Annotated in this window: 12 protein-coding genes; 11 read left to right on the top strand and 1 reads right to left on the bottom strand. The window is 60.4% G+C overall.

What is annotated here, in order from left to right; genetic code table 11:
- Positions 1 to 117: 117 nt before the first annotated feature.
- Positions 118 to 1,146, bottom strand: coding sequence for a LacI family DNA-binding transcriptional regulator (locus tag GOW98_RS24705; protein WP_170337154.1), 1,029 nt, complete (start codon positions 1,144 to 1,146; stop codon positions 118 to 120).
- 131 nt (positions 1,147 to 1,277) lie between these two features.
- Between GOW98_RS24705 and GOW98_RS24700 the strand changes: the two genes are divergently transcribed.
- From GOW98_RS24700 to GOW98_RS24650, 11 genes are all read left to right on the top strand, one after another.
- Positions 1,278 to 1,463 (top strand): hypothetical protein, encoded by a 186-nt coding sequence (locus tag GOW98_RS24700; RefSeq protein WP_170337152.1) that lies wholly within the window; start codon positions 1,278 to 1,280, stop codon positions 1,461 to 1,463.
- Between the two features lie 22 nt (positions 1,464 to 1,485).
- Positions 1,486 to 2,631: a TRAP transporter substrate-binding protein gene (locus GOW98_RS24695; RefSeq protein WP_170337150.1), complete on the top strand. Its 1,146-nt coding sequence runs from the start codon at positions 1,486 to 1,488 to the stop codon at positions 2,629 to 2,631.
- A gap of 110 nt (positions 2,632 to 2,741) precedes the next feature.
- Positions 2,742 to 3,254: a TRAP transporter small permease gene (locus GOW98_RS24690; protein ID WP_170332094.1), complete on the top strand. Its 513-nt coding sequence runs from the start codon at positions 2,742 to 2,744 to the stop codon at positions 3,252 to 3,254.
- 12 nt (positions 3,255 to 3,266) lie between these two features.
- Positions 3,267 to 4,595, top strand: a complete 1,329-nt coding sequence (locus GOW98_RS24685; RefSeq protein WP_170337148.1) for a TRAP transporter large permease — start codon at positions 3,267 to 3,269, stop codon at positions 4,593 to 4,595.
- Between the two features lie 12 nt (positions 4,596 to 4,607).
- A complete protein-coding gene (hisD, locus tag GOW98_RS24680; protein WP_170337146.1) occupies positions 4,608 to 5,915 on the top strand; it encodes a histidinol dehydrogenase in 1,308 nt (435 codons plus the stop codon).
- Positions 5,908 to 6,669: an SDR family NAD(P)-dependent oxidoreductase gene (locus GOW98_RS24675; protein WP_170337144.1), complete on the top strand. Its 762-nt coding sequence runs from the start codon at positions 5,908 to 5,910 to the stop codon at positions 6,667 to 6,669. Before hisD ends, GOW98_RS24675 begins: the two co-directional genes overlap by 8 nt.
- Positions 6,666 to 7,646, top strand: a complete 981-nt coding sequence (locus GOW98_RS24670) for an alcohol dehydrogenase catalytic domain-containing protein (RefSeq protein WP_170337142.1) — start codon at positions 6,666 to 6,668, stop codon at positions 7,644 to 7,646. The genes GOW98_RS24675 and GOW98_RS24670 overlap by 4 nt, the downstream gene beginning before the upstream one ends.
- A gap of 30 nt (positions 7,647 to 7,676) precedes the next feature.
- Entirely contained in the window at positions 7,677 to 8,087 is a 411-nt protein-coding gene (locus GOW98_RS24665) for a universal stress protein (RefSeq protein ID WP_170337140.1), read from the top strand.
- A gap of 37 nt (positions 8,088 to 8,124) precedes the next feature.
- Entirely contained in the window at positions 8,125 to 8,631 is a 507-nt protein-coding gene (comD, locus tag GOW98_RS24660) for a sulfopyruvate decarboxylase subunit alpha (RefSeq protein ID WP_170337138.1), read from the top strand.
- Positions 8,628 to 9,182 carry a sulfopyruvate decarboxylase subunit beta gene (gene comE, locus GOW98_RS24655; RefSeq protein ID WP_170337136.1) on the top strand — a complete coding sequence of 185 codons (555 nt, stop codon included), beginning with the start codon at positions 8,628 to 8,630 and terminating at the stop codon, positions 9,180 to 9,182. Before comD ends, comE begins: the two co-directional genes overlap by 4 nt.
- On the top strand, positions 9,182 to 10,288 hold the full coding sequence (locus tag GOW98_RS24650; RefSeq protein ID WP_170337134.1) for an alpha-hydroxy acid oxidase: 1,107 nt from the start codon (positions 9,182 to 9,184) through the stop codon (positions 10,286 to 10,288). Before comE ends, GOW98_RS24650 begins: the two co-directional genes overlap by 1 nt.
- The last annotated feature ends 238 nt before the right edge of the window (positions 10,289 to 10,526 follow it).

The raw sequence follows: 10,526 nt of genomic DNA, 5'->3' as shown, positions 1-10,526 counted from the left end.
GGGACGCTAGACCAGCCCCCTGCCCGCCTCAAACTTGTTTTGTCTGACAGTACCCGCTCGAGAGGAAAAAGCTTCCAAATCCGCAAGATGCACTAGCATCTACAGCAAGCAATTTCCTTATGACTGGCAAGGCGGCTTTGCCAAAGAGTGACGGTTAACGACTCTGATATTAATGCAGATCGACCGCCCTTCCGATTTGCCTTCCACCATTGCTGTCAGTTCGCAGGCTGCCTTGCGTCCCATTTCACGGTGCGGAACATGAACGGTGGTCAGGGCGGGGCTGACGATTTCTGCCAGTTCGATGTCATCGAACCCCGTTACTGAAACCTGCTCAGGCACCTGGATTTCCAGTCTGCGCGCCTCGCGCAGAGCACCAGCGGCCAGAACATCGTTGCCGCACATGACCACTGTCGGGCGTGGTGCCAGGGCCATCAACCGTCGGAAGGCTTCAGCGCCCTTGTCAATCTCGTAAGCCGTTTCGATCAGTGTCAAGGCGCTGGCCTCAAGCCCGAATTCGGCCATCGCCTGCTGAACGCCCACCACCCGGCCTTGCGCCCGGTCGTTGCCCTGTGTGATGCCGGAGATCATGGCAATCCGCCGGTGGCCGGCGGAAATCACACTGCGTGCCAGTTCGCGCATGGCATCCGCGTTGCTAAAACCGACAGACGGTCGCTGCGCCTCCGGGTCATAAGACCAAGCAACCACTGACGGAACCTGATGGCGCTCCAGATACTCGTAGATTTCCGCATCACGCGCATGCCCGATCAGCAGAAGCCCGTCGGCGCCGCGGGCGACAAGCGTGCGGATCTGTTCGCGCTCCACCTCGGGATCATAGGCTGAACTGGATACTAAGAGCGTGTAACCGCTCTCGCGAAGCTGGTTCTGAAACTCCTGCAGCCCGCGGGCAAAGATGGCGTTGTCCATGGTCGGAATTATGGCGCCGATGGTGAAGCTGCGCCTGGCCGCCATAACCTGGGCCGCGAAGTTTGGCGTGTAGCCCAGCGATTCGACTGCCTGCATGACACGCTGTCGGGTAGCTTCAATGACCTGATCCGGTGAATTCAGGCATCGAGAAACCGTGGCGGTTGATACGCCCGCCGCCTTGGCGACATCGTTAAGTGTCGGAACTGAACGGTTTTTTCCCATGTGTTGCCCGCTTTGACTTTGAGCCTTGTCATAACATAAAAACCTGCGCCTGCCATCCACGAATGTAAGCGCTTGCATTATCAATGTAAGCGCTTACAAATAGATTCGAGATACGATTCCGGAGTTCTAAGATGTTCCTTTGGGCTGCTGCTGCCGTCTTTGCGGTGTTTTTTGCCAATGTCGCGTTGGGCGCCTTTGGCGGCGGTGCTTTCTTAGGAGATGTCGGAGAAATGCTGGTTCTGTTTGCCGCCTCGATCCTGTTCGTAGCGGCCATTCTCAAACGCGAAGCTGACCACAAGAACAAAAACGGCAGCTGACGGATCAATAGGGAGGAAGACAATGACGAATGCCAAGGATGGCCTCAAATCTGCTGAGCGCCGGAATTTTCTGAAACTGGCCTCAACCGGTTCATTCACTGCGGCTGTGGTGGCCGGTGCTGGCGGTGTGCTGTGGTCCTCAGAAGCCGCTGCTCAAACGGCTAAGGAAGAGAAAGAGCGCGAGAGTGCAGCAGATCATGTCATGACCGTTGCCACTGCCTATGTATTGGGGGCGTCGCGCAGCTATCCGATTATGCAGTTGGATCTGAAGGAAAACATCCAGAACGCCACCAACGGGAAAATCTATGTCAAACTGGCGCCGGGAGGCCAGCTGGGTGCCGGTGGTGCATTGGTGCAAAAGGTTCAGGGCGGCACTATTCAGGCAGCGCAGCATTCGCTGTCGAATTTCGCGCCTTTTGCTTCCACCGTTGACCTTATCAACATGCCTTATCTTTGCGGCTCCAACCAGCGGTTCACCAACCTGGTGAATTCAGACTTCTGGAAGTCCGAGGTACACCCCAACGTTGAAGCAAACGGGTTCAAAGCTCTGTTCTATGTGAACATCGATCCCCGAGTTGTCGCAGTGCGCAAAGGTGGCAATGCCGTGATGTCACCCGGTGACATGGCTGGAGTGAAGTTCCGTGTACCGGGATCGAAAATGCTGCAGCAGTATTACCGCATGGTTGGCGCCAACCCGACACCTGTGGCCTGGGGTGAGACGCCTTCGGCGATAAAACAGGGCGTCGCGGATGCGCTCGATCCATCTGTCGGGGCGCTCTATGTCTTTGGCTTCAAAGACATCCTGAGCCACGTGACATTCACTCAGGCAGTGCCGGACAGCCAAGTCTATTCCTGTAACCTCGAGTGGTTCAATTCGCTGCCTGCCGATGTTCAGGAAGGTGTGATGTGGGGATCCGAGCTGACGGCGCATCAGAACCTGGCCAAAGTGCCTTCGGCCCGTGCATATGCGATGGCGGAACTGGCGAAGGCCGGTGTCGAATTCCATGCCCTTAGCGATGACCAACTGGGCGAGTGGAAAGAAGCTGGCGGTTATCAGCTTGGCGAATGGGATTCCTTCAAGACTGAACTTGCAGGCTCCATGGACAATTTCGCCAAGCTCGAGGAGGCCGCAGGCACGCAAGGGAAATACTACGTGCACGACGCCTGAGCATTACCGGGCCAGGGCGCTAGAAAGCGCCCGCCCTATTCTTCAACAGCCCCCTTCGCTGCAGTCCGCCGGGTTGGATGCGAGGGTGTGCCTGAACACCGGGAATGGCAATGAACATCCTGCGAACCATCGACCAGAACGCAGAACGATGGCTGCTTCTGGTGTTCTACACAATGCTGGTCGTCACGATGGCGATTGAAGTGATACGGCGCGAGCTGTTTGCCTATTCCTCGATCTGGGGCGAGGAAATCGTCCGATATTCCTTCATTTATCTGGCCTGGATCGGCGCTGCGGCGGCGGTCAAAGAGCGCGCTCATATCCGGATCGACGTGATCCTGCATTACCTTGGCCCGAGGACCAAGGCGCTGATCTACATCTTCGGTGATCTGGTGATGTTCGTAGTCGCGTTGGTAGCGCTTTATTGGTCCTTCGAAACGGTGCATGTCTCAGCCAAGTTCGGATCCGTCAGCCATGGCCTGCGGATTTCGATGGTCTGGTTTCTTGCGGCAGTACCGCTGGGATTCACCTTGATGATCTGGCGATTGCTCCAGTCTTTCCGGCGCGATTTGCGCAGCCTTCGCGACGGCACGCCCGTTTTTGAAGGCGACAAGCTGTTTGATTGAGGAGCCTGAGCAATGCTGTGGAATTCACTCAATCAAACTGTCGAGCTCGGCTGGGATTTCTACCTACCGGTGATCATGTTCGTGGCGCTGATTGCGCTGGCGGTACCGGTCTGGGCTGCCATTGGCGCGGCAGCGATCACCATGCTGGTGATGTCGGGCGACCTGCCGCTCAGCGCCATCGGCGAAAGCCTGTTCACCGGCATCGACGCCTTTGCGCTGACCGCGGTTCCGCTGTTCATCCTGACCGGAGACGTGCTTGTGCGGACCGGTCTCAGCAAGAAATTCCTGGATGTGGCGGAGGCGCTGACCTGCTGGACGCGGGGCGGCTTCGGCTCCGCCACGGTGCTGGTCTGCGGCATGTTCGCTGCGATCTCCGGCTCTGACGCGGCGGGTGCCGCAGCGGTCGGACGGATGACAATCAACCGGCTGGTCGAAAGCGGCTATCCGCGCCCCTACGCCTGCGCGCTGGTGGCGGCAGGCGCCTGTACCGGCATCCTGATCCCGCCCTCGATCGCTTATATCATCATCGGCCTGGTGCTGGGCATTTCCGCCTCCACCCTGTTCCTTGCGGCGCTGATCCCGGGCTTGGCGATCCTAGTGTCGATCCTGATCACTAATATCATCATGAACCGGCTCTATACCTACGAGACAGGCGGCAACATGGGCTTGCTGGAGTGGTTGGGCAATCTGGGCCAAGCGCTGAAGTCCGGCTGGTATGCCTTCATCGTGCCGGGGATCATCTTCTATGGCATCTTTTCCGGCCGTCTGACCCCGACCGAAGCCGGTGCTACGGCGGTTGTAGTCACTATCATTATGGGCTTCATCCTGGGCACGCTGAAACTGTCGGACTTTCCGGCCATGCTTGTCAGTTCTGCCAAGGTGAATGGGGTGATCCTGCCGATCATCGCCTTCTCGGCCCCGCTGGCTGAAGCACTGGCAATAATGGGCGTGCCGCAGGGCTTTGTAACCGCCGTAACTGGGCTGACCGATGATCCGTCCCTGCTGATCCTGTTGATGATCTGCATACTGATCGCAGCGGGCTGCGTCATGGAGACAACGCCCAACATCGTGATCCTGGCACCAATCCTGAAGCCGCTGGCCGACAACATTGGCATGAACGAGATCCAGTTCTGCATCATGATGATCACCGCACTGGGCGTTGGCTTCATCACACCACCTTTGGGGCTGAACCTCTTTGTCGTCTCCGGCATTACCGGCGAGTCCATCCTGAAGATCGCCGCCCGTGCCGTGCCCTTTGTTCTGACAATGCTGATCGTCGTGCTGCTGATCGCCTACATTCCGGCGATCTCGACCACGCTGCTTCCTGATATCTATAAATAGGACTTTCTGGTAATGACACGCGAATATCTGAAAAAAGCTGCTCTGACCCCCAAGTCGGATGCCTCTGAGACCCATAAGATCGTGCAGGGTATTCTGGACGACATTGAAGTCGGCGGTGACACAAAGGCGTTGGAATATGCTGCAAAGTTCGATCAGTACGAGGGCAACGTACTGCTTACGCCGGAAGAGATCGAGGCCGCTTGTGCACTGGTACCGGAAAAACTAAAGGCCGATATTCGATTTTCCCACGACAATGTTCGCCGCTTTGCCCAACTGCAAAAAGGCACAGTGCATGATGTGGAAATGGAAATCTCGCCCGGTTTTGTCACCGGACAAAAGGCGATCCCGGTGGATGCGGCCGGATGCTATGTGCCGGGCGGTCGCTACAGCCATATCGCCAGCGCCATCATGACTGTGACAACCGCCAAGGTGGCAGGGTGCAAGCATATCACCGCATGTTCTCCGCCGCGCCCCGGCGTGGGCGTGGCCCCGGCTATCATCTATGCCGCCCATATCTGCGGCGCCGACAAAATCATGGCAATGGGTGGCGTGCAGGGGGTAGCGGCAATGACCTTTGGTTTGTTTGGCTTGCCCAAGGCAAACATCCTGGTGGGGCCAGGAAACCAGTTTGTCGCCGAGGCCAAGCGTATTCTGTTTGGCCGCGTGGGCATCGACATGATCGCAGGCCCGACAGACAGCCTGATCCTTGCCGACGCAACGGCGGATTCCCACATCGTAGCCACCGATCTAGTGAGTCAGGCAGAGCACGGCTACAACTCTCCGGTCTGGCTGGTTACCGACAACCGCGCCCTGGCGGAAGACGTGATGCGACTGGTGCCGGATTACATCAACGACCTGCCCGAGGTGAACCGTGAGAACGCCGCAGCAGCCTGGCGCGATTATGCCGAGGTGATCCTCTGTGCGAACCGCGAGGACATGGCGGCCTGTTCCGACGAATACGCGCCCGAGCACCTGACCGTGCAGGCAGAGGATCTGGACTGGTGGCTGGAGCGGCTTACCTGCTACGGCTCGCTGTTCCTGGGTGAAGAGACTACAGTTTCTTACGGCGACAAGGCAGCCGGCACCAACCATGTGCTGCCGACCTCGCGCGCGGCAAGCTACACTGGTGGGTTGTCGGTTCACAAATACATGAAGATCGTCACCTGGCAGCGCGCTACCCGCGAGGGCTCCAAACCGGTGGCAGAGGCCACTGCGCGGATCGCCCGGCTGGAGGGAATGGAGGGCCACGCCCGTGCCGCCGACGTGCGGCTGGCCAAGTATTTCCCGGACGAAACCTTCGACCTCACCGCAAATGGCTGATCCACGCGCCCTTTTCAGCTTGGCAGGCCGAACCGCCTGCATCACCGGCGCCAGTTCCGGCTTGGGACGGCGGGCGGCGATCGCGCTGGCTGCTGCAGGGGCGCAGGTGGTCGCAGTGGCCCGTCGGACGGAGGCTTTGGAAAGCCTCTGTGCGGAGATCGGCTCCGGTGCGACTCATGTGGCAGCGGATGTGACGGACCGCAGCGCTCTGGATGCACTGCGGGAGGTTGTTGCGGATTCCTTCGGAGCGCCGGACATCCTGATCCACGCAGCGGGCGTCAACACGCGGCAACCCGCAGATGAAGTCACGGCGGAGGGCTGGGACCAGACCCTGGCGCTGAACCTCTCGGTGCCTTTCTTCCTCAGCCAGGCGCTGGTGCCTGCGATGAAGGAGCGGGGCTGGGGGCGGATCGTCAATTTCGCCTCACTCCAGACCACCCGCGCCTTTCCCGGCGGCATCGCCTATGGCGCCAGCAAGGGCGGTATCGGCCAGCTGACCCGTGCCATGGCAGAGGCTTGGTCGCCCTTCGGCGTCACCGCCAATGCGATCGGACCGGGGTTCTTCCCAACCGAGCTGACCCAGGCGGTGTTCGGCGATGAGGCCCGTGCCAGCCGCAACGCGGCGCAGACCTGCATCGGCCGCAATGGCCGGCTGGAGGATATCGACGGGCCGCTGCTGTTCCTGTGCTCAGAGGCCTCTTCCTATGTAACCGGGCAGGTCCTGATGGTCGACGGAGGGTTCACTGCAAAATGAAAGCCTTGGTTTATGAAGGGGTTGAGAGTCTTGCGTTCCGCGATGTGCCGATGGCGTCGGGCCGGGCAGGCGAATATCTTATCCGCATCCAAGCCTCCGGCATCTGCGGTTCGGACATGCACGCCTATCTGGGCCATGACAATCGCAGGCCTGCGCCGCTGATCCTGGGGCATGAAGCCGCGGGAGTGATCGAGGATGGACCGCAGGCGGGCCGCCGGATCACGATCAACCCGTTGGTGACATGCGGCAGTTGCGCCGCATGCACCGCCGGGCGCGAGAACCTCTGCTCCAGCCGCCAGATCATCTCGATGCCGCCGCGCGAGGGGGCGTTTGCCCAGTTCGTGGCAATACCGGAGAGCAACCTGGTGAACGTGCCGGACGAGGTGCCGCTGGAAAAAGCCGCACTGGCAGAACCGCTGGCCGTAAGCTGGCACGCCGCCCGGTTGGCACTAGAGGCGCTGCAGCCGGAAATGGAACGCTCCGCGCTGGTTATTGGCGGCGGCGCTATCGGGCTGGCGGCTGCGCTGGCGCTGCGGGCGATGGGGATAGAGGACGTGAGCATCCAAGAACCCAACGACGCGCGCAGGGCCTTTCTGGCGGATTGTTGCAACCAGCAAGTCGTTCCCGAGTTCCAAGGCATGGTGCCGCTGGTAGTCGACGCCGTCGGCTATGCCGCCACCCGCGCGGCCGCTTCGGTGGCCGCGGCGCCCGGTGGGGTGATTGCCCATGTCGGTCTGGGCGAGGACGCCGGCGGCCTGGATATCAGGCGCATGACCCTGCAGGAAATCACCTTCATCGGCACCTACACCTATACCGCGCAGGACTTCCGCGACACCGCGCAGGCAATCTTTGACGGCCGCCTCGGCCCGTTGGACTGGCCAGAACAGCGGCCGCTGTCGGAAGGCGCCGCCGCCTTTCGCGACCTGCGGTCCGGAGCGGTAGCCGCGCCTAAGATCATCCTCGACCCCTGGGCCTGAGCCCACGCGCCAATCAAACGGAGAGCAACCATGTATGACAAAATCCTGGTTCCCATGGCCCTGGATCACGGGGTTTCCAGCACAACGCTCAAGGCTGCTGCCACCCTATGCAATTCAGGCGGGCAGATCACTGCGCTGCATGTCTACGAAGCACCGCACAGTTCAGTCACCGCGTATCTGGACGAAGACACCGTGCGCGAAGGCCTCGACAAGGCCCGCCAGCTGCTTGCCAAGAAGACCGCAGACCATGGCAATGTGACCGCAGAGATCGTCAAGGGCCGGTCCTACCGCGCCATTGTCGAATACGCTGAGAAACACGGCATAGACTGCATCGTCGTCGGCTCTCACAAACCCGGCCTCAGCGACTTTTTCCTCGGCTCGACAGCTGCCCGCGTGGTCCGCCACGCCCCGTGCGCAGTCCACGTCTGCCGAACCGCATGACAACGAAACACGACACCCGAAGTAAAGGCTACCGACCATGAACATAGACAAGAGGATCACTGACGATCTGGCCGCCAACGGCGTCTCCTTCGTCACGACCGTGCCCTGCAAGCAGCTGGCCGGCGTGATCGAGGAGATCGACCAGCGCGACGACATCTTTCACATCCCCTCCAACAAGGAGGATGAGGGCATGGGGCTCTGCGCCGGCGCCTGGATGGGCGGCAAGCGCCCGGCAATCATCATGCAGAACACCGCCATCGGGGTCACCATCAACACGCTGGCGACGCTGATCCAGTACTACCGGATGCCGCTTCCCATGTTGATTTCGTACCGTGGAGAGCTGCGCGAGCCGGTGGCCTGCCAGGTGGAAATGGCGGTGCATACCAAGGCGCTCCTAGCCCAGCTCAACATCCCGATCTTCCACTTCCACTGGCAGAAGGACGTCGAAGAGCTGGACAACATCCTGAAATACACCTTCATGTGCAACAAGCCCGTTGCCATCCTGACCGACGCCAATTTCTGGGGAGGTTATGGCGACCAATGATCCGTTCCGAAATCCTGAAAGAGATCGCGCCCATCCTGCGCGACCAGCTGGTGGTCTGCAATATCGGCATTCCGTCACAAGAACTGCACGCGATCGACGACCAGCCCACCAATTTCTACATGCTGGGCACCATGGGGCTTGCCTCCTCCATCGGGCTGGGTCTGGCGCTGGCGCAGCCGAAATCGGTGATCGTGATCGACGGCGACGGCTCGATCCTCACCAACCTCGGCACGCTGCCCACCATCGGCAACAACGCGCCCGGGAATTACATCTTGATGATCATCGATAACGGCTCCTATGGCTCCACCGGTGATCAGCCGACTTATACCAGCCAACGCACCGATCTGGCCGGCATGGCCCGCGCCGCCGGCTGTGCCCGGGTGGTGGAGGTGCAGGACAAGGAGACCGGGCCTGCATTGGAGGAGGCGCTGTCCAGCGGCGAGGCAACGGTGCTGGTGGTCAAATGCGACAGCGGTAATGCCAAGATGCCGGTGATCACCATGGACCCGGTGGTGATCCGCGACCGCTTCATGAAGGCCGTGGCCGGCTGATGGGCGCAGGTGCCATCCATTCGGCAGAGGACGCCCGCCGCCTGGCGCGGCGGCGGCTGCCCTGGATGGTGTTTGACTACATCGACGGGGCCGCCGGGCAGGAAACCGGGGCGGCGCTCAACCGCGCTGCGCTGGATGCCATCACCCTGCGGCCCCGTATCCTGCACGATGTCAGCGAGCGTTCGCTGGCCGTAAGGCTCTTTGGCACCGAGGCCGGTCGGCCCTTTGGCATCGCGCCGATGGGCATGTGCAACCTAGCAGCCCCCGGCGCCGACCTGATGCTGGCCCGGCTGGCGGCGCGCTACAGCGTGCCGCACGGGGTCTCCACCGTCGCCTCAACCCCGCTGGAGACCATTCTCGAGGCGGCGGAGGGCCACGCCTGGTTCCAGCTCTATTTCAGCGGCGACGGAAGCGGCACCTTCAAGCTGGCTGAGCGCGCCCGCGCAGCTGGCTATCAGACGTTGGTGCTGACGGTTGATGTGCCCGAGGTCGGCCGCCGCCCGCGCGAACTGCGCCACGGCTTCAAAATGCCGTTCCGCATCGGCCCGCGGCAGTTCATCGACTTTGCCCTGCATCCGCGCTGGTCGCTGACGGCCCTGATTAAGGGCAAGCCGGTGATGGCGAATTTTGAGATGGAGGGCTATGACTTCAACCGTACCGAAAGCCGGGCACGGGCGACTTGGGACACGCTTGCCCGGCTGCGCGATCTCTGGCCCGGCAAACTTGTGGTGAAGGGAGTACTTGATATCGAAGACGCCCGCGCGCTGGTGTCTGCGGGTGTTGATGCCATCCAGGTCTCCAGCCACGGTGCGCGGCAGCTTGAGGCTGCGCCAGCCCCGATTGAGATTCTTGCAGAAATCCGCGCCGATCTTGGGCCGGATTTTCCTCTCTTTTACGATAGTGGAATCCGATCGGGCGAAGACGTTCTCAAAGCTCTTTCACTTGGCGCAAACTTCGTTTTCATCGGAAGAATTCTGCAATATGCGATCGCGGCTGCTGGGGAGCAAGGCCTTGAACAACTGTGGGATTCTCTTAGTGAAGAGTTAAGTGTAGCCATGGCACTAACCGGGCGAACTTCGCCGATTGGCGGCAGTTTGCAAGGGTAGAAATGGCAAAGTACTGTTGAATTCCCTGACAAATTCTCACTGCATCAGGTAGGGATGGCGGCTATTAACGCCGCGTTGCTGCGCACAAAAAGATGCTCAGGTGCTGTCAGACAAACTCGAACCAGTCTCTGGCAGGCCAGTATAGCTGCCCTTTATGCCGCACCAAGTTCGAGCCACTCGGCAAGAGCGGCGGAGCGTGTCTGCTTGAAGGTGCCTCGGCTGGCGAGCGATCTTTCCT

This window comes from Ruegeria arenilitoris, assembly GCF_013032445.1.
In the GTDB taxonomy this organism is placed as follows: Bacteria; Pseudomonadota; Alphaproteobacteria; order Rhodobacterales; family Rhodobacteraceae; genus Ruegeria; species Ruegeria arenilitoris_F.
The sequence above is the reverse complement of the archived record's forward strand: the minus strand, read 5'-3'. Positions and strand labels throughout refer to the sequence as shown.

Bases quoted from the DNA above. Each gene is read 5' to 3' on its own strand.
- GOW98_RS24705 (WP_170337154.1), bottom strand. From the start codon at position 1,146: ATGGGAAAAAACCGTTCAGTTCCGACACTTAACGATGTCGCCAAGGCG.
- GOW98_RS24700 (WP_170337152.1), top strand. From the start codon at position 1,278: ATGTTCCTTTGGGCTGCTGCTGCCGTCTTTGCGGTGTTTTTTGCCAAT.
- GOW98_RS24695 (WP_170337150.1), top strand. From the start codon at position 1,486: ATGACGAATGCCAAGGATGGCCTCAAATCTGCTGAGCGCCGGAATTTT.
- GOW98_RS24690 (WP_170332094.1), top strand. From the start codon at position 2,742: ATGAACATCCTGCGAACCATCGACCAGAACGCAGAACGATGGCTGCTT.
- GOW98_RS24685 (WP_170337148.1), top strand. From the start codon at position 3,267: ATGCTGTGGAATTCACTCAATCAAACTGTCGAGCTCGGCTGGGATTTC.
- hisD (WP_170337146.1), top strand. From the start codon at position 4,608: ATGACACGCGAATATCTGAAAAAAGCTGCTCTGACCCCCAAGTCGGAT.
- GOW98_RS24675 (WP_170337144.1), top strand. From the start codon at position 5,908: ATGGCTGATCCACGCGCCCTTTTCAGCTTGGCAGGCCGAACCGCCTGC.
- GOW98_RS24670 (WP_170337142.1), top strand. From the start codon at position 6,666: ATGAAAGCCTTGGTTTATGAAGGGGTTGAGAGTCTTGCGTTCCGCGAT.
- GOW98_RS24665 (WP_170337140.1), top strand. From the start codon at position 7,677: ATGTATGACAAAATCCTGGTTCCCATGGCCCTGGATCACGGGGTTTCC.
- comD (WP_170337138.1), top strand. From the start codon at position 8,125: ATGAACATAGACAAGAGGATCACTGACGATCTGGCCGCCAACGGCGTC.
- comE (WP_170337136.1), top strand. From the start codon at position 8,628: ATGATCCGTTCCGAAATCCTGAAAGAGATCGCGCCCATCCTGCGCGAC.
- GOW98_RS24650 (WP_170337134.1), top strand. From the start codon at position 9,182: ATGGGCGCAGGTGCCATCCATTCGGCAGAGGACGCCCGCCGCCTGGCG.